The organism is Halovulum sp. GXIMD14794 (assembly GCF_054457455.1).
Genome location: NZ_JBTLNF010000006.1, coordinates 425,857 through 448,301, shown reverse-complemented (window position 1 = coordinate 448,301; position 22,445 = coordinate 425,857). Strand labels below are relative to the sequence as shown.

The window sequence follows — 22,445 nt, the reverse complement described above, 5'->3', positions numbered from 1 at the left end:
CCCGAATGCTGAAGCTGCTTCTCTCTCGGCTGTCGCAGGCGGTGCTGGTCATGCTTGCCGTGACCGCGCTGTCCTTCGCGATGTTCCGCTTCGTCGGAGATCCGGTGCAATTGATGTCGAGAGAGGACGCTTCCGTCGAAGAGCGCGAGGCGTTGCGCGATCGTCTCGGGCTGAACGACGCTATCATAGTACAATACGGCCGGTTCATCGGCCGTGTTGCCAGCGGCGATCTCGGCGTCAGTTTTCGCAATCAGAGAGATGTGGCGGAATTGATCGCCGAGCGCGCCCCGGCGACCCTGGAACTGGTGTTCGTGGCCACGATCCTTTCGCTGCTGATCGGGATACCGGCGGGTGTGCTTTGCGCACTAAGGCCGAACGGGGTGCTCTCGCGGCTTGTCCAGTCCGGCTCGCTTGTGGGCATATCGGTACCCACGTTTGTCACCGGGACGATGCTCATTCTCATCTTCTCGGTCACGCTTCGCTGGCTACCCTCGTTCGGACGCGGCGAGACAGTCGATCTGGGGTGGTGGTCGACCGGGTTTCTCACGGCCTCCGGCCGAGCGGCGCTGGTCCTGCCGGCGGTGACGCTCGGCCTCTATTCGATGACGCTGATCATGCGTCTGATCCGGTCCGAGATGATCGATATTCTGTCGACCGACTACATCCGGTTCGCGCGCGCGCGCGGCCTGCCAGCGCGGCGCATCCATTTCCGGTTGGCGCTGAAAAACGCGCTGATGCCGGTCATCACGGTGACCGGTCTTCAGATCGGATCGCTGATCGCCTTCGCGATCGTGACCGAAACTATCTTTCAGTGGCCGGGCCTGGGCCTGCTGTTCATGCAGGCGGTAATCTTCGTCGACATTCCCGTGATGACCGCCTACCTGCTGCTGGTCGCCGCGGTCTTCGTGATCATCAACATGCTCGTCGATGTGACCTATGCGGTCGTCGACCCGCGCCTACGGACACGCGGGGTCTGACATGAGTGCGACGGCCAAACGACTGACCAACGCGATGCCACCCTATGTCATCGTTGCCGCAGGCATCGGTGTGCTGATCATTCTTGCTGCGGTCTTCGCGCCCTGGCTGGCGCCGCAGGACCCCACCTCCACGTCCAGTTTCAACCTGATGGACAGCGAACTGCCGCCGTCCTGGATCGAAGGCGGAGATCCACGTTACTTTCTCGGGACGGACAATCAGGGGCGCGACCTGCTGTCCGCAATCCTCTACGGTACCCGGATCTCGGTGATGATCGGCGCCGGCGCGGTGCTTCTGGCCGCCACGCTCGGCGTCTCACTCGGCCTTGTCGCCGGCTATTTCGGCGGCTGGATCGAAACGGTGGTGATGCGGATCGCCGACGTGTTCCTGTCGCTTCCGACAATCCTCCTGGCCCTGTTGGTGGCAGGGATCGCCCGCGCGCTGATCCCGGATGCGGACAGCGTGTTCTGGGCACCGATAATCCTGATCGCCGCCATCGGCATAAACGAGTGGGTGCAGTACGCGCGAACCACACGGGCGTCTACGATGGTCGAGGCGTCCCGAGACTACGTGCGCGCGGTCCGGATCATGGGGCTTCCGAACCGGCGGATCCTATTCCGGCACATCCTGCCCAACATCGTCGGTCCGGTTCTGGTCATCTCGACCATCAACCTGGCTGCGGCGGTGCTGACCGAGGCAACGCTCTCGTTCCTCGGGGTTGGGATGCCGCCGGACTATCCGTCGCTCGGCACCCTGATCCGTATCGGCAACGAGTTCGCGTTCTCCGGCATCTGGTGGATCACGCTCTTCCCGGCAGCGACGCTGGTCGTTCTTGTGCTGTCGGTGAACATCACCGGTGACTGGTTGCGCGACCGCTTCAATCCCAAACTCGAGGGCAAGTCATGACAGCGGCCCTCAAGATCAGCAACCTCCGTGTGGAGTATCCGGCAAGTGACGGCCAGCCCTTCGCGGCGGTCGATGATCTGTCACTTACGATTGCACCCGGCGAGATCCATGCGCTGGTTGGCGAATCCGGGGCTGGCAAGTCGACCGTGGGCAATTGCATCATGGGCTTGCTGGACCCGCCGGGCCGGATCGCCGGAGGTCAGATCAGTGTTGCGGGCCGTGCACTGGATACGGCCACCGGGCGGATCGAGGGGCTGCGGCCCGGCCGGGACATCGGCGCGATCTTTCAGGACCCCATGACCGCGCTGAACCCCCTGTTCACGATCGGGCAGCAGCTGTGCGAGACGATGGCGTTCCATCTGGGATTGGGGCGCGCGGAGGCACGGGAAAGAGCGCTCGATCTGATGCGGGCGGTCGAGATCCCCGAGCCCGAGAAGCGCTTCGAGCAGTATCCGCACCAACTGTCTGGCGGTCAGCGTCAGAGGGTCGTGATCGCTTCGGCGCTCTCATGCGATCCGGACCTGCTGGTGGCGGATGAGCCGACGACCGCGCTCGATGTCAGCGTGCAGGCGACGATCCTCGATCTGCTGCGCGGGCTCGCAAGCCGTCGGAACCTCGGCATCCTGCTGATTACGCACAACATGGGAGTGGTGGCGCAGGTCGCGGACCGGGTGACCATCATGCGCCACGGACGGACCGTTGAAACCGGTCCCGCGCGGCAGGTTCTGGGACAACCAACCGCAGACTATGCCAAATCGCTGATCGGCGCCGTGCCGCGGCTGGACCGCAAGCTCCACCGCTTCCCGGTGATCGAAGACCAACTGCCGGGTGAGGTCGCGGCGCAAGAGAAGGTGGCGGGCCGGGCTCGGCACAGGACCGGCTCTTCCGATGACCTGCTGTCGGTGGATGGAGTCGGTATCACCTATGGTGGCGGTTTCCTCGGTGGGCCGGGGTTCAAAGCGGTCGAGGATGCCCGGTTCTCGGTCAAGCGGGGCGAGATCTTCGGGATCGTGGGCGAATCCGGAAGCGGCAAGTCGACGCTTGCAAGTGCGATCGCCGGGCTCATGCCGATCTCGGACGGTGAGATCCGGTTCGACGGCCAGCCGTTGGGAATGCGTCGCAAGACGGCGGTCCGGCGCGCCATCCAGATGATATTCCAGGACCCTTATTCTTCTTTGAACCCACGGATGAGAACAGGCGCCGCGCTCCAGGAGCCGCTGGCCTTCTTCGGCGCGGGCGGCGAGGTCGATCCGAGCACGCTGGTCGAAGCGGTCGGGCTGCCGGCAGAGTCAGTGGGCCGCTATCCGCATGCGTTCTCGGGCGGTCAGCGGCAGCGGATATCCATCGCCCGAGCGCTTGCGGGTCAGCCGGACCTGCTGATCTGCGACGAGCCCACAAGCGCGCTCGACGTCAGCGTTCAGGCGCGGGTCCTCAACCTGCTCAAGGACCTACGGGACAGAACCGGTCTGACCATGCTCTTCATCAGTCACGATCTGAGCGTGGTGCGTCAGATGTGCGACCGCGTGGCGGTGATGAAATCCGGCCGGATCGTCGAACTCGCCGAGGCCGAGATCCTGTTTAACCATCCGCGCGATCCATACACGCGCGATCTGTTGTCTTTGATCCCGACGCTGGACGAACTCGCACCGGCGCCGCAATTCACTGGAGGATGAATTGGCTGACCTGATCATCACGAACACCATCGTCGTCACCGTGGCCCCGGAAAGGCGCGTGCTGTTCGACGCGGCTGTTGTGATCGCGGGCGACCGGATTGCCGATATCGGCCCAAGCGCGGAGCTCGAGGCGAAATACGCCGGTGCCGAGATACTCGATGGCACAGGAAAGGTCGTTCTTCCGGGGCTCGTCGACGTACATGCTCACGCGGGACACGGTTTGATCAAGACGTTGGCGTCGGGCGACAGCGCCAAATGGTTCGACGCCTGCAAGGTAGCCTACACCACCGCATCCACCCCGGACTTCTGGTATGCCGAGGCCCAGCTGGCGGCGCTCGAGCGTGTGCGGTTCGGGGTCACGACCGGTGTGTCCCTGCTCGGCGGGGGCGACTCGATCATGCGGACGGACGATCCGGACTATGGCGACGCGCATTGCGACGGCGTGGTCGCGGTTGGTACGCGGTCGGTCGTCGCCGTGGGCACCACGCGCCCGCCGCACCCGTTGACCTACGCCCGCTGGGACGGCGATAGCGCGACGGAGTTTGCCGTCGGCTTTGACCGGCAGCTGGCCACGTCCGAGGACCTGATCCGCCGACGGCATGGCAGCGAGGGGAGGCGCATTAATTTCGCCCTGCTGACACCGACGCTGCGGGCCGAGCATGTTGAGTCTCTGGGCGAGGCCAACCTGGACGAGGCTCGTCGGCAGGCGCGCATCGTCTCCGGCAAGGCACGGGAGTACGGGCTCGTGTTCACGCAGGACGGTCACCGGAACGGCTCGGTTGCCTATGCACATGAACTCGGAATCCTGGGCCCCGAGGCGCTACTGTCGCATTCCACGGACCTGACCGAGGAAGAGATCGCGATCTGCGCCGAGACCGATACCAAGATCGCACACAATCCGTCGGCGATCGCGTCCGTCTTCGGCCGGTGTCCCGCGCCGGAGCTCATGGCCGCTGGCGTTACCGTCGGCCTCGGATCCGACGCCACTGCGCCTGACCGCTCGGGCGACATGTTCCGCCACATGCAGCAGCTGATGCACTACCATCGCCGGCACTTCCGGGATCCGTCGTGGATTCCCCCCGGCAAGGCGCTCGAAATGTGCACGATCGACGGCGCAAGGGCCCTGGGGATGGAGGACGACATCGGCTCGCTTGAGGTGGGCAAGAAGGCGGACATGATCTTGGTCGACATGCGCCGGCCCCACCTCTACCCGGCGAACATGCATGTCAGCCACATCGTCAATTTCGCCAACGGAAACGACGTGGACACGGTGATCTGCGATGGACGCGTCCTGATGCAGGGCCGAAAGGTTGCGACCGTCGACGAAGATGCCGTGCTGGACGCGGCTCAGCGCGAGACTGACCTGATGCTCAAGCGCGGCGGGCTCGAGCCACTGTTGGAAACACCCAATGACTTCTGGGGTAAGTTACAGATGAACGCCGGGTCGGCTTGAGTACAACGCCTGAAAGGACGACGGGCGTGTGCGAGTCTCGGTAGCTGGGCGTAGCCGGGCCCTCGATACTGCCGATGTACAAACGGTTTGCGGATATTCGTGGCAGCGGAGCGTGTATTTGGCACTCTGCTGCCGGGACGTTTTGTGCGCGCGGGTTTATGCCGTGGTCGGCGCTGCAACTGTGCGAGCGAATTGAAGTCTGTGCCAACCGAACTTGCGCTCTGCAGGCCTTGAGAGTGCTGGCCGATATGGACTCCGTTCAAAATTGTTGACGCAGTCCAAATAGTACGTACTAATCGCGTAATGTTGAAGTTTTCGATCGATATCGGGGGCACGTTCACGGATGTTGTCGCCGAAACGCCCGAGGGGCTGACTTCGGTCAAGGTCCTGACCACGCCCGAAGCGCCGCAGACCGGCGCGCTGGAAGGGGTCGACTGGTTGCTGAAGCAGCTGGGCCGGACCTATGCCGAGATCTCGGCGGTCATCCACGGAACGACGCTGGCGACCAATGCGCTGATCGAACGGCGCGGTGCGAAGACCGCGTTTGTCACCACCGCCGGGTTCCGCGACGTGCTGGAGATGCGCTATGAGAAGCGCTTCGAGCAATACGATCTGAACATCGAGATGCCGACGCCGCTGGTGCCGCGCCCGCTGCGCCTCGGACTGCGCGAGCGGATCCTGTCGGACGGCAGCGTGCTGGAGGCGCCGCGCGAAGACGAGATCGACGAGCTGGCCGACCGGATCGCCGCCGAAGGAGTCGAGGCGGTCGCCGTCGGCTTCCTGCATTCCTATCGCAACCCCGCGCACGAGGCGCTGGTGGCCGACCGGATGCGCGCCCGGCTGGGCGAGACCGTCACCATCTGCCAAAGCGCAGAGGTCGCAGGCGAGATCCGCGAGTACGAGCGGTTCTCGACCGTCTGCGCCAACGCCTACGTGCGTCCGCTGATGGCGCGCTATCTTGACCGGCTGCGGGCCGAGCTGGTGACGCGCGGCTTCGACGGCTCGCTGCTGATGATGCTGTCGGGCGGCGGGCTGACCACGCTGGATCAGGCGATGCGCTTTCCGATCCGGTTGGTCGAAAGCGGTCCCGCCGGGGGCGTCGCACTGGCGGCGCATGTCGCGCGGGAGGTCGGCTCTACCCGGACGTTGTCGCTGGATATCGGCGGGACGACCGCGAAGATCTGTTTCATCGAGGATGGTGTTCCCCAGACCACCCGCCGGTTCGAGGTCGCCCGCGCCTGGCGCGACGTGAAGGGCAGCGGCCTGCCGGTGCGGGTGCCCACGGTGGAACTGGTCGAGATCGGCGCGGGCGGTGGTTCGATCGCCGAGGTGGACGGGCTGGGGCGGCTGAAGGTCGGCCCGCGGAGCGCCGGGTCCAGCCCCGGACCGGCGGCCTATGGGCGCGGCGGGCAGGATGCGACGATCACCGATGCACACCTGGTCGTGGGCAATATCGGGGCCGAGGGTTTTGCCGGTGGCATGATCGAGCTGACCCCGGCGAACGCGCCGCGCGCCATTGCTGCGCAGGTGCAGGCGCCGCTGGGAATGGACGACGTGGCGGTGGCCGCCGCCGGGATCATCGAACTGGCGGACGAGACGATGGCGAATGCCGCGCGGGTCCACGGGATCGAGCTGGGGCATGACATTGCCGGGTTCGACCTGCTGGTGACGGGCGGCGGCGGTGCGCTGCACGCCGCGAGGATCGCGGAAAAGCTGGGCATCCGGCGGATCATCGTGCCGCGTAACGCGGGCGTCGGCTCGGCCGTTGGGTTTCTGCGCTCGCCCGTCGCGTTCGAGACGGCGATTTCGGTGATGGAGCCGCTGCAGGAGGTCGATGCCGACGCGCTGACCCGCGCCATCGCGGCGCAGTTGGATCACGTGCGCGGGATCGTCGCCAAGGCCGTCCCGCCCGAGCGGGTCGCGACGCTGGTCAAGGTCGAGATGCGCTACAAGGGGCAGGGCATGGAGCTGTCGGTGGAGCAGGGCGGCGACGACGGGTTCACGCTGGACCCGGCGGCGCTGGAGGCGGCTTTCGTGGAGCGGTATCGCGCGATGGTCGGGTTCACGCTGCGCGACATCGCCGTGGAACTGGTGTCTGTCAGCGTCACCGCGCGCGAGCAGCGGGAGGTCGCGGTTCCGGCCGCCGAACCGGCGCAGGCCGAGGCGGGCCATGAGACGCGCGAGGTGTTCGACCTGAACGCCCGCGCGCACCTGGGGTATCGCGTCATAGACCGCGCGGCGGTGTCCTGCGATGCCGTCGCCGGCCCTGCCGTGATCGCCGAGGCGCAGACGACGACGCTGGTCCGCCCCGGCTGGTCGGTCCGCGCGTCCGAGCCCGGACACCTGGTTCTGGAACGGAGCGTGGCATGAGCGGATCGCTGGATATCGTCGCGCAGAACGTGCTGTGGAACCGGCTCGTCTCGGTCTGCGAGGAGCAGGCGAACGCGCTGATGCGCGCGGCTTTCGGTGCCATCGTGCGCGAGGCGGGCGACCTGTCGGCGGGCGTGTTCGATGCGCGCGGCGACATGCTGGCGCAGGCTGTCACGGGCACGCCGGGGCATGTGAACACGATGGCGGCCTCGGTCCGGGCGATGCTGGAGTTCATTCCTGCCGACCGGCTGAAGCCCGGCGACGTGCTGGTCACGAACGACCCGTGGCTGGGCGCGGGGCACGTGTTCGATTTCGTCGTGGTCACGCCCGCGTTCAAGGATGGCGTGCTTGTCGGCTTTCTGGCCTCGACCAGTCATATCGTCGATATCGGCGGGCGCGGCTGGTCCGCCGAGGCCGGATCAGTTTTCGAGGAGGGCGTCACCTTTCCGGTGACCTACCTGCGGCGCGGCGCGGAGCTGAACGAGGATCTGCTGGGCATCGTCACCGCGAACTCGCGCGTGCCGCACGAGGCGCGCGGCGATATCCTGTCGCTGCTGTCGTGCAACGACACCGGCGTCGCGCGGCTGCTGGACCTGATGGGCGAATACGGGCTGGGCTCGCTGGACAGTGTGGCCGGGTTCATCTTCGAACGCTCCGCCGAGGGCACGCGGGCGGCGCTTTCGCGTGCGCCGCAGGGCAGCTATGAGAGCGAGCTGAAGCTGGATGGCTATGACGCGCCGATCGTGCTGCGCGCGAAGATGGTCATCGGTGACGGGCGGATCGACGTGGATCTTGCCGGATCCAGCGCGGCGGTGGCGCGCGGGATCAACTGCCCGCTGAACTACAGCGCCGCCTATGCCGCCTTCGGCATCCGCGCGTTGCTGGCGCCCGAGATCCCGAACAACCGCGCCTCGCTGGAGGCGATCAGTGTCACCGCGCCCCCCGGCCTTGTCGTCAGCGCCGAGCGACCCAGCCCCGTGTCGGCGCGCCATGTCATCGGGCAGGCGCTGCCGGACCTGATGCTGGGCTGTCTCGAACAGGCCTTGCCCGGCGAGGTGCTGGCGGAAAGCTCGGGCGCGCTGTGGACGCTGTCGCTGTCGGGCGCGGGCCGGACGTCTTTCGCCTCGCTGAACGTGGCGCTTGGCGGCATGGGCGCGCGGCCCGGCGCGGACGGGTTGTCGACAACGGCGTTTCCGTCGGGCGTCGGCTCGGTCCCGGTGGAGGCGGCCGAGGTCGCGGCGCCGGTGATCTACCACGCCAAGGAATACGTGACCGACAGCGGCGGGGCCGGGCGCTATCGCGGCGGCCTTGGCCAGCGGATCGAGATCGGCTCGCGGCTGGGCGAGGACATGCTGCTGTCCGCCGCCGCCTTCGAACGGCTGACCACCGGCCCGGCGGGCCGGCAGGGCGGCAGGCCCGGTGCGGCGGGGCGCGTCGAAATCAGCGACGGCACCCGCGTCACCGACAAGGGCATGTACAGTATACCGGCGGGTGAACGCCTTGTGCTTCAGACGCCGGGCGGGGGCGGGTTCGGAGAGCCCGCCGAACGCGACAGGGGTGCGCTTGCGCAGGATCTGTCCCATGGTCTGGTGTCCGAAACGGCTGCCGAGACCCTCTATAACAGCGACAAAACCAACGGGAGTACACGCGAATGACCTGTTCCAAGACCATCCTCGCGGCCATCGCCGGACTGAGCCTGACCGGCGGTGCCGCGCTGGCCGACACCAAGTGGGACATGAGCACCGCCTGGGGCGCGAACAACTTCCACGCCGAAAGCGCCATCGCCTTTGCCGACGCCGTACGCGAGGCGACCGATGGGTCGGTCGACATCACCGTGCACCTGTCGGGCGAGATAGGCGTGAAGATCTCGGAGAAGCTGACCGCGGTCGAGACCGGCATCGTGCAGATGGCCGATATGCTGCTGTTCCTGCAGGCGGGTGACGAGCCCTTCCTGGGCGTCGACACGCTGCCCTACCTGATCCAGGGCCAGGACGAGATGCGGACCTGGCTGGAGGTCGCGGGCCCCACCTATGACGAGATCTTTGCCCGGCATAACCAGAAGGTGCTGTACTACGTGCCGTGGCCCTCGCCGGGTGTCTACACCAAGCAGCCGATCGTCAGTGCCGACGACATGAACGGCCAGCGCATCCGCGCGTTCAACGCCACCTCGTTCACCTTCCTCGAAAAGATGGGCGCGGCTCCGGTCGAACTGCCCTTCGGCGAGCTGGCCGCTGCCGTCGCCGCCGGTACGGTGGACGGGGCCGCCACCTCGACCTCGACCGGCGTGAACTCGAAGCTCTACCAGTTCACCGATCACTTCAATCCGCTGAACTGGTCCATGTCGCCCGACGCCGTCACCGTTAACCTGGACGCCTGGAACGCGCTGACTGACGCGGAACGCGCCGCGATCGAGGGGCTGGCCGACGAGATGGAGGCCGATTTCTGGGCCGCCTCGGCCGGCGAGGACGAGGCGATGACCGCCGTGCTGGTCGAGAACGGCATGACCGTGTCCACCGCCGACGAGAGCCTGACCGCGAAGATGGCCGAAGCCGGCAAGGCGATGTGGGCGGATTTCTTCGCCGATGTCCCCGAGGCGCAGGCCGTCGTCGAGGCCTATGCCGAGAAGACCGGAAAGTGAGCGAGTGCGCCGGGGGCGACCCCGGCGCGCCGCTGTGCCCATGACCCGGTTCCTGTCCCTCATCGACCGACTGTCGCGGCTGGCCGAGACGCTCGCCGTCGTGCTGATCTTCGGCTATTGCGCGCTGATGCTGGCCGAGGTGGTCGCGCGCGCGCAGGCCCGCAGTTTTTCCTTCACGTGGGAGTTCAGCCAGTACGCGATGGCGGCGGTCTTTGCGCTGGCCGCGGGGCCCGCGGTGCGGACCGGGGTGCATGTGCGGATCTCGCTAGTCTCGGACAAGCTTCCGCCGCGCGCGGCGCGGGGGATGGATGGGGCCGCCAACCTTGTGGCGCTGGCCATCGTCGCGCTGCTGGTCGGCGCGATGTGGACCAAGACCGCCACCTCGTGGGAGCGGGGGACGCTGGCGACCAGCGTGACCAAGACGCCACTGTGGATCCCGCAGGTCTTCGTGCTGTGGGGGTTCGCGCAACTCTGGCTGGACCTGCTGGCGCGGCTGATCCGGCTGGGAACGGGCCGGGTGCATGAATGGCGCGGGGCCGACGGGATAGAGACCGATGCTTGAGATCGCCGCCGTCACGCTGCTGCTGTTCGTCGTGCTGCTGGCCGGGTCGGTCTGGATCGGCCTGTCGCTGTTCGCAACCGGCTATATCCTGCTGTCGGTGTTCAAGCCCAACATCCCGATGGACATCTTCAGCAGCGGGGTGATCTGGGGGGCGATCACGCCGACGCCGCTGCTGTCGCTGCCACTGTTCATCCTGATGAGCGAGGTGCTGGTCGCCGCCGGGTTGGGCCGGTCGCTGTTCTCGGGGCTGGCGCCCTGGGTGGGGCGGCTGCCGGGCGGGCTGCTACATGTGAACGTCGTCGGCTCGACCCTGTTCGCCGCCGTCTCCGGGTCGTCCGCCGCTACGACCGCTATCGTCGGCAAGGTCAGCCTGCCGGAGCTAGAGGCGCGCGGCTATGACCGGCAACTGGCGATGGGATCGCTGGCCGGGGCGGGGACGCTGGGCTTCCTGATCCCGCCGTCGATCATCATGATCATCTATGGCGTGGTGGCCGAGCAGTCGATCCTGGAGCTGTTCGTCGCGGGCGTGGTGCCGGGGCTGGCGCTGGCGGCGCTCTACATGGCGTATATCGCCGCGCACCAGGTGGTGACACGCTCGCAGCCGCCGGTCGAGCGGCCCACGGCCCGCGCGCTGCTGCGGGGCCTGCGCGACATCGGCCCGGTCGCGGCGCTGATCTTCGGGATCATGGCGTCGCTGTACCTGGGCATCGCCAGCGTCAGCGAGCTGGCCGCGCTTGGCGTGCTGGGCGCGGTGGCGATCTCGGTCGGGATGGGGCGCTTTTCGGTCGCGTCGATGATCGCGGCGGGGCGGCGGGCGGTACGGACCTCGGCCATGATCGGGCTGATCATCGTCGGTGCCGCGCTGCTGAACTCGGCCTTCGGGTTCCTTGGCATTCCCAAGGCGGTGGCCGGGCAGATTGCCGGGCTGGGCCTGTCGCCCTTTGCATTGATCGTGGTGCTGCTTGTCTTCTATGCCGTGTTGGGAATGTTCCTGGACGGGACCTCGATCATCGTCATGACGCTGCCGATCACCCTGCCGCTGGTCACGGATGCCGGGTTCGATCCGATCTGGTTCGGGATTTTCGTCGTGGTCGCGGTCGAGATCAGCCAGATTACCCCGCCCATCGGCTTCAACCTGTTCGTGATACAGTCCTACACCGGCGAGAGCGTCGGGCGGATCGCCCGCGCCGCGCTGCCGTTCTTCTGCATCCTTCTGGGCTTTGCCCTGCTGCTGGCGCTGGTGCCGGACCTTGCGCTGTGGCTGCCGAGGACGTTGCAATGAGTGCGCTCTACAAGCAGGTCTGCGACGACATCCTGGCCCGGATCGACGCGGGCAGCTTGAAGGTCGGCGACAAGCTGCCCCCCGAAGCGGACTATGCCGCCGAACTGGGCGTCAGCCGCTCGACCCTGCGGCTGGCCTTTGGCGAGTTGGAGCGGGTCGGTGTCCTGCGCCGCAAGAAGCGCGTGGGGACCGAGATCATCGCCGACAAGCCGCGCCCGCAGTTCAACATGAACACCGCCGGTCTGACCGAGTTGCTGAGCCTTGGCCGCGATACGGAAATGGTGATCACCGGCACCGGGATGGTGCCCAGTTCGGTCAGCCCCTATCTCGACGACGAGCGTAGCGAGACCGGGCACTGGCTGGAGATTCGCGGCACCCGGTCGCTGCCCGGTGAGGCGAGACCGTTCAACAGCACCTGCATCTACGTGCCCGCGCGCTATGCCGGGATCGAGCCGGTGCTGCGTCCGGCGGAACTGTCGATCTTCGAGGCGATCGAGCGCACCTTCGGCGTTGCCATCGGCCGGGTCAGCCAGTCGGCCACGGCAATCGCTTGTCCGCCCGAGGTGTCGGCCACCATCGGCCTTGCCCCCGGCGCTCCGGCGCTTCGCATCGTGGCCGAGCTGTTCGGGCAGGACGGCAGCCTGATGGAAATTTCCGTCGCGACCTTCGATCCCGCGCGCTTCCAGCTGCGCACCGATGTCGAGGTCGACTGAGATGGCGCTGCGGACCATCGTTTCGGGGGGCAGCGGGGCCCTTGGCTCTGCCATTCTTGCCGCTGTCGAGGCGCGGGGCGACCGTGCGGTGAACCTCGATCGCGCGCCGGGCGGCGGTGGCGACTGGCTGCCGGTCGATCTGGCCAGCGGCGCGTCGGTGAACGCGGCCGTGACCGAGGCGGTCGAGCGGCTTGGCGGTCTGGACGTGCTAATCAACTGCGCCGGGATCTTCAAGGCCAGCGAGTTCCTCGACGTGGACGAGGCCGAGTTCTCGCGGATCGTGGACGTCAATCTGCTCGGCAGTTTCCGCGCCGCGCAGGCGGCGGTGCGGCACATGCGCCCGAGCAGAGGCGGGCGGGTGCTATTCGTCTCGTCGATCCATGCGCAGCGCGGTGTGCGGGGCCGGCTGGCCTATGCCGCCTCGAAGGCGGGGATCGAGGCGATGACCCGCGTGATGGCGACCGAGCTTTCGGCGCATGGCATCCGCGTCAATGCGCTGGCGCCCGGCGCGGTTTCGGCGGGGATGCAGGGCAGCGGCGGGCTGGTGTCGGACTGGGCGCGGGTGACCCCGGCCGGCCGCAAGGTGACCGCGCAGGAGGTCGCCGAGATGGCCGCGCTGCTGACCTCGGACACGGCGAGCTTCGTTTCCGGGCAGGTCGTCAGCCAGGACGGCGGCGCAAGCGTCTGCCAGATGTTCTGAACTGAGGTTTCGGGGCACGGTTGGCGGCTTGCCCCCTTCGGAAGGTCCGGCTACCAGACCACCGGATGCGTCTGGCCGGTCTGGACCTGTACCAGCCCTTGTGGCGCGTGTCTCGATGGCGCGACCAGGTTCCAGCGCCAGGGCGAGCAGGTGAGCGTTGCGAAGGCGAGACGCTCGGGGAAGCCCGGGGCCCAGCGGGGGTGGAAGCTGGGCTCGTACATCCAGTCGACTTTCTCACCGGCGGCGTAGAGCGCCTGCATATCCGCGTTCAGCGCCTCGGCAGGCCGGGCGGTCATCAGGCCTGCGATCTCGTAGGCGACCGTCGCGACCACCTTGCCGCCATGGACCAGCACCCAGCCGCCGCCCATGTCGGCGCAGGTATTCACAGCCAGCGCCATCGCCGCATCGGATGAGCCGGCGCACCAGATGTTGTGCTTGTCGTGCGCCATCGAGCAGCAAAGCGCCGTGTCGTTGTCGCGTGGACCGCATCCCAGCCAGAACATCTTCGACACCGCCGCCGTACCGCTGAAGCGGTCGACGATGGCGAACTTGGTGATGTTGCGCGTGGCGTCCCGCTGCACCGCGCCCTTAGCGACGGGCAGATCGAACGTCAGGAAGTCGTCGGTCCAGTGGAACGGGCGCAGGACGGCGGCTTGCATGGTCTCGCGCCCCGGCTCGGCGGGGATAGCGAAGTCCTCGGCGATCAGCGTGCGCCCGATGTTGACGGTCTGCCGCGCCCAGTCGGGCCAGTCGATCTGCGGTACCTCAGCCAGGTAGTCCGCCCCGCGCGAAACCTGGCGACCGTCCGCCCAGACCTCGGCGATGGAGAGTGTGCCCACGTCGTCGAGCAACACCATGTCCGCGAACCGCCCCGGCGCGACCGAGCCGACCCATGGGGTCAGCCGCATGTGGCGGGCGGGGTTGATCGTAACCAGCTGGATCGCGGTCTCGGGCGACAGGCCGGCGTCGATCGCCATGCGCACGTTGCGATCCGTCGCACCGGTCTGAAGCACCTCGCCCGCCGGGCGGTCGTCGGTCGCCAGCGCGACCTGCGACCAGTCCTTCAGGCCGCGCTCCAGCAGGCCCGAGATGATCTCGGGGCCGGTGTGGATCCGGATCTCGACGAAAAGCCCCGCCTGAAGCTTGTCGAACGCTTCTTCGGCCGTCCACGCCTCGTGGTCCGAGGCAATGCCCGAAGCGGCGAAGGCATTGATGTTCGGCAGGTCTCGGATCCCGGCAGCGTGGCCCTCGACCACGGCACGGGCGTCCCAGGTGGCGGCGATCATTGACCACAGCCGGTCGTGCGCCGGGTTGTCCCGGTCGCGGACGGCGGGCCAGTCCATCACCTCGTCCAGCCCGGCGCAGGCAATGCTTTCGCGAAGGAACCGGGTCTGGTCGTCGCCGTCCAGATGCGCGCCATGCTCCCACGCGGTCGGCGGCACGGCCGAGCCGGGTAGGGGGAAGATCTTCAGCGGCGAGCCCGCCTTGCGTGCCGCCAGCCAGAAATCCAGCGTCCGCCCCGGCACCACGTTGGAAAACTCGTGGCTCGCCTCGCAGGTCCAGGTGTTGCCGCGCGGGACGACTAGCGCCGCCTCGTATTCCGGGGTCACGTGGCTGCTTTCGATGTGCTTGTGCACCTCGCCAAAACCGGGAACGGCGGCCAGATCGGGGCGCAGGACAGTTTCCGACGCCTGCCCCGGATAGCTGCCGGACTGGCCGACAAAGGCAATGCGGCCGAAGGCCATCGCGATCTCGATATCCTCGCGCCAGAGGCCGGTGTGGGTGTCGAGCAGTCGCCCGACGCGCAGCAGCACCTCGGCCGGTTTGCGGCCGAGCGCCACGTCGATCAGGTCGCGGCGGATGTCGGTTTCGCTGGCGGCATCGATCATGGCTGGACCCATCCTTCCCCGGAGCGTTGCAGGATCGGCGTTCGGAAAGCCGCCTCGACCGGGCGGTCGCCGACCTGCGCCGCCCAGACCTCTCCTTGCAGCATCGCCGCGCCGATGGCCACCGGGGTGACGCCGCGAAGCGCCAGCAGCCGCAGCACCGAGGCGATGGAACTGCCGGTGGACAGCACGTCATCGATCACCGCCACCCGCGCGTCCAGCAGCGGCAGCATCCGCGGATCCAAGTACAACCGCTTGCCCGCGCCCGGCGAGGTGATCGAGGACATATCGACCGACAGCGCGTCGTCGTACCAGAACTTGCGCGAGTTGCTGAGCGGCACCAGCCGCCTGTGCCCCAGCCGCCGTGCGACAGCCTCGGCCAGCGGCAGGCCGAGGGTCGGTACGGCGACGATGACATCGGGCGCGTGGCGCGTGAGCTTTTCGGCCAGCGCGTCGGCGATGGCGTCCAGTACCGCGAAGCTGACCTGGTTCAGGATCAGCGAGGCGACGCCCCGCTGACCGTCCGAAAGCGCCCGGATCGGCAGCAGGATGGTGCGGTCGCCGAAGGGCACGGCATAGGTCTCCTGATCCGGCTGCACCCCGGGCGACAGGTCGTCGTGCAGCACCTGCCAGACGTCGGTTCTCATGCCGTTTCTCCTTGTTTGCCGGGCGATCCTGCGTAGGGTCGGGCGCAACTGAAAGGACCTGCCCCGATGCCCCGACTGATGGATGACGCCACCCTTGCCGAGCTGACCGCGCTGCGCCGCGACCTGCACGCCCACCCGGAGCTGGGCTTCGAGGAGCATCGCACCGCCGCCATCGTCGCCGAGCGGCTGCGCGCGGCGGGGCTGGAAGTCGCCACCGGGATCGGCGGGACCGGTGTCGTGGGCACGCTACGCAAGGGCACGGGCAATCGCGCCATCGCCTTGCGCGCGGATATGGATGCGCTCGCCATGCCCGAGCACACCGGACTGGACTATGCCTCGACCGTGCCGGGGAAGATGCACGCCTGCGGCCACGACGGGCATACGACCATGCTGCTGGGCGCCGCCGAGGCGCTGGCTGCGCGCGATTTCTCGGGGACGGTGCATTTCGTCTTCCAGCCCGCCGAAGAGGGGCGCGGCGGGGCGAAGGCGATGCTGGACGACCGGTTTCTCGACCGGTTCCCCGTCGATGCAGCCTACGGGCTGCACAACATGCCGGGGCTTGATCTGGGCGTCGTCGCGGCGGTCGAGGGGCCGCAGTTGGCAAGTTCCGACAGCTGGACCGTCACTTTTCGCGGCATCGGCAGCCATGGCGCCAAGCCGCATCAGGGGCGCGACGCGGTCACGGCGGCAGGCGTGTTCCTGGCGCAGGTGCACGGCATCGTCGCGCGCGAGGTCGATCCGTTGCAGCCCGCCGTGGTGTCCGCCTGCGCGCTTTCTGCGGGCGATTTCGCGGCGCTCAACGTGATCCCCGCGGAAGTCCGCATCGGCGGCACCGCCCGCGCCTATACGCCCGAGGTTCGCGATCAGCTGGAAGCCGCCATCGGGCGCCATGCGCAGGGCGTTGCGGCGGGCTACGGGATCGAGGTCGATTACGAGTTCATCCGTCGCATCCCGCCGGTGGTGAACGCCGCAGGCCCGGTCGCGCTGGCGCAGGACGCCGTGCGCGCGGCGCTTGGCGACGACCACTTGCGCACGCAGTTCCCGCCCTCGACCGCCGGAGATGATTTTGCCGAGTTCGGCGGCCGCGTTCCCGGGGCCTATGTCTGGCTGGGCATGGGTGCCGAGCGCGAGAACGGGCAGCATCACAACACCAATTACGACTTCAACGACGCCTGCATTCCCCACGGCGTCGCCTGGTGGTGTGCCGTGGTCGAACAGGAACTGGCTCAGCGCGCCAACCCCTGAAGCAGCGCGGCGCGCAAGGGGTCCGCATCCAGACCCATCGCGACGCTCAGCTTGTGCGGACCGGGCACCAGCGCACCGGTGTCCAGCTCGACGTCGAGGCTGCGCTCCTCGATCCGGAACAGGTCCGGGTGCTGCGCCAGAAGCGGCACGCAGGGATCGTGGAGCGGGCGGCTTTCGGCGCCGTTGGTGGCGGCGAAATAGGCCTCGATCAGCGCAGCCGAGGCGATGGCGGGCGCAAAGCCGGTCTCGCGCAGGGCGGCGATATAGGCGGCGTCGGCCCTAAGCTGGCGCGTGGCATCCAGCGGGATCAGCGTCAGCGGTAGGCCGGCGGCCAGCACCGTTGCCGCCGCGTGCGGATCGTGGGCGATGTTGAATTCGGCCTTTGGGCCGACATTGCCCGGCTCGTCCACCGCGCCGCCCATGGCGATCACCCGGCGGATCCGGCGTGCGGCCTCGGGCGCGCGTTGCAGCAGCAGCGCAAGGTTGGTCAGCGGGCCGAGACAGTGCAGGTCGACCGTCTGCGGCGGATGCGCCTCGAGCAGGGCGATCATCGCGGCGACGGCATCCTCGCTGGCCGGGGCTGCCTCGGGCTCGGGGAACTCGACGCCGCCAAGCCCGTCGTTGCCGTGAATGCCGGTTTCGGGGCGCGGCTCCTTGCCCAACGGCGCGGCCGCGCCCGCGTGAACTGGGGTCGGGACATTCGCCAGCGCGCAGATCCGCCCGGCATTGCGGGTGGTCACCGACAGGCCGATGTTGCCCGCCACCGTGGTCAGTGCGACCACGTCGAGGTCCGGATGCCGAAGCGCGTAGAGAATGGCGATCGCGTCGTCGATCCCCGGATCGGTGTCGATGATGACGGTCATTGCGCCAGCCCCTCGATGATCCGCACCCACGAGCGCATGCCGCCGCGGAAGCTGGACAGATCGTATTTCTCGTTCGGGCTGTGGATGCGGTTGTCGAAGCGGGCGAAGCCGACCAGCAGCGCATCGACGCCCAGTTTCTCGCGCAGGGCACCGATGATCGGGATCGTGCCGCCGGTGCCGCAGGTGGTCGAGCGGCCCCATTCCTGCGCCAGCGCCTCAAGCGTCGGGGCAAGGAACGGGTTTGCGGTGTCCATTGCCCAGGCAGGCGACAGGCCGTGGTCGGAGAAGCTGACGCTGCAATCGGCGGGCAACTGCGCGCGGACATGCGCCTGGAAGGCGTCGCGGATCCGCTCGGGGTCTTGCCCCGCGACCAGTCGGAACGACAGTTTCGCGTGCGCCTGGCACGGGATTACGGTCTTGAAGCCCGGATCGGTGTAGCCGCCCCAGACGCCGTGGATCTCGCACGAGGGGCGCGCCCAGACCTGATGCAGCACCGGGCGGCCCTGCTCGCCCGCCGGGACGCTCAGGCCGACGTTTTCGAGGAACCCGGCCTCGTCGAAGGGCAGGGCGGCCCAGTCGGCGGCGGTCGCCTCGGGCAATTCGGTCACGCCGTCGTAGAAGCCGTCGATGGCGACGCCGCCCTGCGCGTCGCGCAGCGAGGCGAGCACTGTCGACATGACCCCCAGCGCATTCGCGGCGGCGTTGCCGAACATGCCGGAATGCAGGTCGCGGTCCCCGGCGGTGATCGTCATCTCCTGCCCGACCAGCCCGCGCAGCATGGTGGTGACGGCGGGCGTCTCGCGGTCCCACATGTCGGTATCGCAGACCAGCACCACGTCGCAGGCCAGCTCGTCCGCCGCGCTTTCGAGGAAACCGGGCAGCGAGGCCGAGCCGCTTTCCTCTTCGCCTTCGAACAGGAAGCTGACGCGGATCGGCAGGCCGCCTTTCGTCTCGATCAGCGCGCGGCAAGCCTCGACAAAGGTCATCAGCGCGCCCTTGTCGTCCGAAGCGCCGCGCCCGACAATATGGGTGTCGCCGTCGACGGGAACCAGCACCGGCTCGAACGGCTCGGTGTTCCACAACTCCAGCGGATCGGGCGGCTGCACGTCGTAGTGGCCATAGAACAGCACGTGCGGCGCGTCCGCCGGGCCGTCGAGATGGCCGACCACCATCGGATGGCCGGTGGTGGGGTGGACCTTTGCCTCGGCCCCCATGTCGCGCAAAGTCTGCGCCAGCCATTTGGCGGCGCGGGCAACTTCTGGCGCGTAGGCAGGATCGGTGGACACCGAGGGGATGCGGATGAAGTCGAACAGCCGCGCCAGGCGGTCGTCCATCGTGGCGTCGATATGCGAGAGCGTGTCGGTCATCGGGTCTGTGCGGTCCTGTCAATTTCGGCGATGCGGGCCTTGAACTGGTTCGCCACCTGCAACGCGTCGGCCAGAGCCTTGTCCGCGTCGAGGGTCGAGACCTGCCGGTCCTGCATCAGCCATTGCCCCGCCACCATCGTGCCGCGCACGTCGGTGGGCATCGTGGCGAAGGTCAGCATGGAATAGATGTCATAGATCGGGTGCAGGCGCGGGTCCTCGAGCGAGATACGGATCAGGTCCGCCTGCTTGCCCGGCTCGAGCGAGCCGATGCGGTCGGCCATGCCAAGCGTCGCCGCGCCCTCGATGGTGGCCATGCGGATCACGTCTGTGCAGGGCAGGATCCCGCGCGAGCGGCCGGCGATCTTCTGGAACATGGCTGCCGGGCCGAACTGGCTGAACAGGTCCAGCGTGTTCCCCGACATCGGCCCATCCGTGGCGATGCCGACTTGGATGCCCCGTTCGCGCAGCGCGGTGATCGGCGCGATGCCCCGCCCCGCCTTGCCGTTGGAGCGGGCGTTATAGGCGACATGGACGCCGCGGTCGGCCATCAGGTCCATGTCGGCCTCGGTCGGGTACATGCAGTGCGCCGCGACCAGCGCCGGGGTCAGTAGGCCGGCGCGGTCGGCCACTTCAACCGTGGTGCAGCCGTAGTTCTTCTGCGCCCATTCCAGCTCGGGTTCGGTCTCGGCCAGGTGCATCTGCACCGGCAGGCCGGGGTGATCGGCGGACCATTGCGCGACGCGGGTCATGACGTCGAGCCCCGTCGAATAGGGCGCGTGCGGCGCGGCCGAGGCAGTGATGCGCGGGTGATCCCGGTACAGGTCCGCCAGCGTGTCGAGCCGGGCGAAGCCCTCGTCCATCGTCGCGTGATCGGGGGCGGCGAAATCGGCCAGCGTCTGACCGACGACACCGCGCAGGCCCGACCTGTCCAGAACCGCGCCGATCCGGTCTTCGAAATAGTACATGTCCGCGACCGTTGTGACGCCACCGCGGATCAGTTCCAGCGCGGCCAGTTCCGCGCCGGTCTCGACCACATCGGCGGTGACCAGCGCCCGCTCCAGTGGCAGGATGTAGCGGAACAGGCGGTCGTCCACGTCCTCGCCCAGACCCCGGAACAGGGTCATCGGCATGTGGCAGTGCGGGTTGACCATGCCCGGCATGACCAGATCGCCGCCCATGTCCTGCACCGCGCCCAGACCTTCGGGCGGGTCCCCCGCGCCGAGCGCTGAAATCCGGTCGCCGTCGAGCGCGATCCAGCCGCGCTCGATCTCGGTCAGCTGCCCGTCCATCGTCAGGATCCGGGCGTTGGCGAGAACCGTCATTCTGCCGGCAGCAGGCAGCACTGCTCGGGTTGCGGGACGAGGGTGACATTGGCGCCGCTCTCCAGCGGGGCCGTCAGCGGGCCGTTGGCCGCGACGCTGCCGCCCGGCGTCTCGCAGGTGTATTGGTAGGCGCGGCCGATATAGGTGCGCAGGCCCAGCGTCGCCGGGATGCCCTCGGCCTCGGGCGTGGGAGAGACCAGCAGCCCGTCGGGGCGGGCGGCGAAGATGAACTTCTTGCTGGGCACGGCGAACTGGCTTTTCGGCAGCACGATCTGGGCACCGCCGTCCATCTCCGCCGTGACGCTTTCGCCGATGTCCGAAATCACGCGCATGTCGAGCATGTTGTCGAAGCCGACGAAATCCGCAACGAAAGCGTTGGCGGGCTTTGAGTACAGCACCTCGGGCGTGTCGAGCTGCATGATCCGCCCGCCCTTCATGATCGCCACCCGGTCCGAGATCGAGAACGCCTCTTCCTGGTCGTGCGTGACATAGAGCGCGGTGGTGCCGTTCGCCTGCTGAAGCCGCCGGATCTCGACCCGCATGTCGACACGCAATTTGGCGTCGAGGTTCGACAGCGGCTCGTCGAACATCAGCAGCGGCGGGTCGATGACCAGCGCGCGGGCAAGCGCCACGCGCTGCCGCTGGCCGCCCGACAGGTTCGCCGGATGCCGGTCGGCCAGCGCGCCGAGGCCGACACGCTCGATCATCTCGTCGACGCGGCGGGTGCGCTCGGCCCCGCTGATCTTGCGCTGCTTCAGGCCGAAGCCGACGTTGTCGCGCACCGTCAGATGCGGGAACAGCGCGTAGGTCTGAAAGACGAGGCCGATGTCGCGGGCATGGGCGGGCAGCCGGGTCAGGTCACGGTCGCCCAGGCGGATCGCGCCCGAGGTCGGCTCGAGGAAGCCGGCGACAAGGCGCAGCGTGGTGGTCTTGCCGCAGCCCGAGGAGCCCAGCAGTGACACCAGCTCGCCCTCGGCGATGTACAGCGACAGATCCTCAAGCACCTTGGTGGTGCCGTAGTGGGCGGTGATGTTCTCAAGCGTCAGGGATTGGGTCATTTTGTCAGGAATGTCAGTCCAAGGGTCCGCTCGACCACCGCCATGACGGCCACGGTCACGCCCATCAGCAGCACCGAGACCGACGCAATGGTCGGGTCGAAGAACTGCTCCATATGGGCCAGAAGCTGGATCGGAAGGGTCGAGACGCCGGGTCCGGTCAGGAAGATCGAAATCGACACGTCGTTGAGCGAAGTGATGAAGGCCAGGATGAAGCCGGCGATGATGCCCGCGCGGATGTTCGGCAGCACGACGATGAAGAACGCCTTGAGCCGGGGACAGCCCAGCGACACGGCTGCCTCTTCGATCGAGAAGTCGAAGCTGTTGAGCGACGCCCCGACCACACGCACCGTGTAGGGCAGCACCAGCAGCGCATGGCCGATCAGCAGCGCCGCCATGATCGGCAGGCCCATGCCCGCGGCCAGCGACTTCATCAGTGAAAAGCCCAGCACGATCTCGGGGATCAGGATCGGCAGCACGAACACGTTGCCCAGGAAGGCGGGTAGCTCGACCCGGTAGCGGGCCAGCGCATAGGCCGCCGGGATGCCGATCAGCATCGACAGCGTGGTGCCGCCGACCGCCAACATGAACGAGGTGCCCATCGTGCGGGTGAATGCGGAGATCTCGAAGATGTTGGAGAACCAGCGCAGGGTCAGTCCCTGCGGAGGGAAGGTCAGGAAGGTCGTGTCCGACAGCGCCGCGCCGATGATGACGACCAACGGGCCCAGCAGGAACAGGAAGGTGACGACCGTGGCGGCAATCAGAAGCGGGTGGATGCGATGTTTCAT

The 22,445-nt window shown here is 67.7% G+C and carries 19 protein-coding genes; 12 read left to right on the top strand and 7 right to left on the bottom strand.

Annotated elements, in window-relative coordinates:
- Positions 1-5 precede the first annotated feature (5 nt).
- From ACW9UR_RS16925 to ACW9UR_RS16875, 11 genes are all read left to right on the top strand, one after another.
- Positions 6-977 carry an ABC transporter permease gene (locus tag ACW9UR_RS16925; RefSeq protein WP_458918231.1) on the top strand — a complete coding sequence of 324 codons (972 nt, stop codon included), beginning with the start codon at positions 6-8 and terminating at the stop codon, positions 975-977.
- Position 978: 1 nt separating this feature from the next.
- On the top strand, positions 979-1,881 hold the full coding sequence (locus tag ACW9UR_RS16920) for an ABC transporter permease (RefSeq protein WP_458918230.1): 903 nt from the start codon (positions 979-981) through the stop codon (positions 1,879-1,881).
- Positions 1,878-3,554: a dipeptide ABC transporter ATP-binding protein gene (locus tag ACW9UR_RS16915; protein ID WP_458918229.1), complete on the top strand. Its 1,677-nt coding sequence runs from the start codon at positions 1,878-1,880 to the stop codon at positions 3,552-3,554. Before ACW9UR_RS16920 ends, ACW9UR_RS16915 begins: the two co-directional genes overlap by 4 nt.
- 1 nt (position 3,555) lies before the next feature.
- The gene (locus tag ACW9UR_RS16910) at positions 3,556-5,007 is read left to right on the top strand and encodes an amidohydrolase family protein (protein ID WP_458918228.1); all 1,452 of its coding nucleotides are present in this window, start codon (positions 3,556-3,558) and stop codon (positions 5,005-5,007) included.
- Between the two features lie 303 nt (positions 5,008-5,310).
- Positions 5,311-7,377, top strand: coding sequence for a hydantoinase/oxoprolinase family protein (locus tag ACW9UR_RS16905; protein WP_458918227.1), 2,067 nt, complete (start codon positions 5,311-5,313; stop codon positions 7,375-7,377).
- On the top strand, positions 7,374-9,032 hold the full coding sequence (locus ACW9UR_RS16900; RefSeq protein WP_458918226.1) for a hydantoinase B/oxoprolinase family protein: 1,659 nt from the start codon (positions 7,374-7,376) through the stop codon (positions 9,030-9,032). Before ACW9UR_RS16905 ends, ACW9UR_RS16900 begins: the two co-directional genes overlap by 4 nt.
- Complete coding sequence (locus tag ACW9UR_RS16895) at positions 9,029-10,015, top strand: TRAP transporter substrate-binding protein (protein ID WP_458918225.1); 987 nt, start codon at positions 9,029-9,031, stop codon at positions 10,013-10,015. The genes ACW9UR_RS16900 and ACW9UR_RS16895 overlap by 4 nt, the downstream gene beginning before the upstream one ends.
- A gap of 40 nt (positions 10,016-10,055) precedes the next feature.
- A complete protein-coding gene (locus tag ACW9UR_RS16890; protein ID WP_458918282.1) occupies positions 10,056-10,577 on the top strand; it encodes a TRAP transporter small permease subunit in 522 nt (173 codons plus the stop codon).
- Entirely contained in the window at positions 10,570-11,859 is a 1,290-nt protein-coding gene (locus tag ACW9UR_RS16885; RefSeq protein WP_458918224.1) for a TRAP transporter large permease, read from the top strand. The genes ACW9UR_RS16890 and ACW9UR_RS16885 overlap by 8 nt, the downstream gene beginning before the upstream one ends.
- On the top strand, positions 11,856-12,572 hold the full coding sequence (locus ACW9UR_RS16880) for a GntR family transcriptional regulator (RefSeq protein ID WP_458918223.1): 717 nt from the start codon (positions 11,856-11,858) through the stop codon (positions 12,570-12,572). Before ACW9UR_RS16885 ends, ACW9UR_RS16880 begins: the two co-directional genes overlap by 4 nt.
- Positions 12,556-13,272: an SDR family NAD(P)-dependent oxidoreductase gene (locus tag ACW9UR_RS16875; protein WP_458918222.1), complete on the top strand. Its 717-nt coding sequence runs from the start codon at positions 12,556-12,558 to the stop codon at positions 13,270-13,272. Before ACW9UR_RS16880 ends, ACW9UR_RS16875 begins: the two co-directional genes overlap by 17 nt.
- Positions 13,273-13,322: 50 nt before the next feature.
- On the opposite strand, the gene ACW9UR_RS16870 is transcribed toward ACW9UR_RS16875, so the two are convergent.
- Together ACW9UR_RS16870 and ACW9UR_RS16865 are read right to left on the bottom strand one after the other, a co-directional pair.
- On the bottom strand, positions 13,323-15,161 hold the full coding sequence (locus ACW9UR_RS16870; protein WP_458918221.1) for an adenine deaminase: 1,839 nt from the start codon (positions 15,159-15,161) through the stop codon (positions 13,323-13,325).
- Positions 15,158-15,805, bottom strand: a complete 648-nt coding sequence (locus ACW9UR_RS16865; protein WP_458918220.1) for a phosphoribosyltransferase — start codon at positions 15,803-15,805, stop codon at positions 15,158-15,160. The genes ACW9UR_RS16870 and ACW9UR_RS16865 overlap by 4 nt, the downstream gene beginning before the upstream one ends.
- A gap of 66 nt (positions 15,806-15,871) precedes the next feature.
- On the opposite strand from ACW9UR_RS16865, the gene ACW9UR_RS16860 reads away from it, so the two are divergent.
- Positions 15,872-17,050 (top strand): amidohydrolase, encoded by a 1,179-nt coding sequence (locus ACW9UR_RS16860; protein ID WP_458918219.1) that lies wholly within the window; start codon positions 15,872-15,874, stop codon positions 17,048-17,050.
- On the opposite strand, the gene ACW9UR_RS16855 is transcribed toward ACW9UR_RS16860, so the two are convergent.
- From ACW9UR_RS16855 to ACW9UR_RS16835, 5 genes are read right to left on the bottom strand one after another with little or no spacing between them, the layout of a single operon-like run.
- Positions 17,032-17,913, bottom strand: coding sequence for a nucleoside hydrolase (locus ACW9UR_RS16855; protein WP_458918218.1), 882 nt, complete (start codon positions 17,911-17,913; stop codon positions 17,032-17,034). The two genes, ACW9UR_RS16860 and ACW9UR_RS16855, sit on opposite strands and share 19 nt — an antisense overlap.
- On the bottom strand, positions 17,910-19,280 hold the full coding sequence (locus tag ACW9UR_RS16850) for a M20/M25/M40 family metallo-hydrolase (RefSeq protein ID WP_458918217.1): 1,371 nt from the start codon (positions 19,278-19,280) through the stop codon (positions 17,910-17,912). Before ACW9UR_RS16850 ends, ACW9UR_RS16855 begins: the two co-directional genes overlap by 4 nt.
- Positions 19,277-20,602, bottom strand: coding sequence for an amidohydrolase family protein (locus ACW9UR_RS16845; protein WP_458918216.1), 1,326 nt, complete (start codon positions 20,600-20,602; stop codon positions 19,277-19,279). The genes ACW9UR_RS16850 and ACW9UR_RS16845 overlap by 4 nt, the downstream gene beginning before the upstream one ends.
- Positions 20,599-21,660 carry an ABC transporter ATP-binding protein gene (locus ACW9UR_RS16840; protein WP_458918215.1) on the bottom strand — a complete coding sequence of 354 codons (1,062 nt, stop codon included), beginning with the start codon at positions 21,658-21,660 and terminating at the stop codon, positions 20,599-20,601. The genes ACW9UR_RS16845 and ACW9UR_RS16840 overlap by 4 nt, the downstream gene beginning before the upstream one ends.
- Entirely contained in the window at positions 21,657-22,445 is a 789-nt protein-coding gene (locus ACW9UR_RS16835; protein ID WP_458918214.1) for an ABC transporter permease, read from the bottom strand. The genes ACW9UR_RS16840 and ACW9UR_RS16835 overlap by 4 nt, the downstream gene beginning before the upstream one ends.

Bases quoted from the DNA above. Each gene is read 5' to 3' on its own strand.
- ACW9UR_RS16925 (WP_458918231.1), top strand. From the start codon at position 6: ATGCTGAAGCTGCTTCTCTCTCGGCTGTCGCAGGCGGTGCTGGTCATG.
- ACW9UR_RS16920 (WP_458918230.1), top strand. From the start codon at position 979: ATGAGTGCGACGGCCAAACGACTGACCAACGCGATGCCACCCTATGTC.
- ACW9UR_RS16915 (WP_458918229.1), top strand. From the start codon at position 1,878: ATGACAGCGGCCCTCAAGATCAGCAACCTCCGTGTGGAGTATCCGGCA.
- ACW9UR_RS16905 (WP_458918227.1), top strand. From the start codon at position 5,311: ATGTTGAAGTTTTCGATCGATATCGGGGGCACGTTCACGGATGTTGTC.
- ACW9UR_RS16900 (WP_458918226.1), top strand. From the start codon at position 7,374: ATGAGCGGATCGCTGGATATCGTCGCGCAGAACGTGCTGTGGAACCGG.
- ACW9UR_RS16895 (WP_458918225.1), top strand. From the start codon at position 9,029: ATGACCTGTTCCAAGACCATCCTCGCGGCCATCGCCGGACTGAGCCTG.
- ACW9UR_RS16890 (WP_458918282.1), top strand. From the start codon at position 10,056: ATGACCCGGTTCCTGTCCCTCATCGACCGACTGTCGCGGCTGGCCGAG.
- ACW9UR_RS16885 (WP_458918224.1), top strand. From the start codon at position 10,570: ATGCTTGAGATCGCCGCCGTCACGCTGCTGCTGTTCGTCGTGCTGCTG.
- ACW9UR_RS16880 (WP_458918223.1), top strand. From the start codon at position 11,856: ATGAGTGCGCTCTACAAGCAGGTCTGCGACGACATCCTGGCCCGGATC.
- ACW9UR_RS16875 (WP_458918222.1), top strand. From the start codon at position 12,556: ATGTCGAGGTCGACTGAGATGGCGCTGCGGACCATCGTTTCGGGGGGC.
- ACW9UR_RS16870 (WP_458918221.1), bottom strand. From the start codon at position 15,161: ATGATCGATGCCGCCAGCGAAACCGACATCCGCCGCGACCTGATCGAC.
- ACW9UR_RS16865 (WP_458918220.1), bottom strand. From the start codon at position 15,805: ATGAGAACCGACGTCTGGCAGGTGCTGCACGACGACCTGTCGCCCGGG.
- ACW9UR_RS16860 (WP_458918219.1), top strand. From the start codon at position 15,872: ATGCCCCGACTGATGGATGACGCCACCCTTGCCGAGCTGACCGCGCTG.
- ACW9UR_RS16855 (WP_458918218.1), bottom strand. From the start codon at position 17,913: ATGACCGTCATCATCGACACCGATCCGGGGATCGACGACGCGATCGCC.
- ACW9UR_RS16850 (WP_458918217.1), bottom strand. From the start codon at position 19,280: ATGACCGACACGCTCTCGCATATCGACGCCACGATGGACGACCGCCTG.
- ACW9UR_RS16845 (WP_458918216.1), bottom strand. From the start codon at position 20,602: ATGACGGTTCTCGCCAACGCCCGGATCCTGACGATGGACGGGCAGCTG.
- ACW9UR_RS16840 (WP_458918215.1), bottom strand. From the start codon at position 21,660: ATGACCCAATCCCTGACGCTTGAGAACATCACCGCCCACTACGGCACC.
- ACW9UR_RS16835 (WP_458918214.1), bottom strand. From the start codon at position 22,445: ATGAAACATCGCATCCACCCGCTTCTGATTGCCGCCACGGTCGTCACC.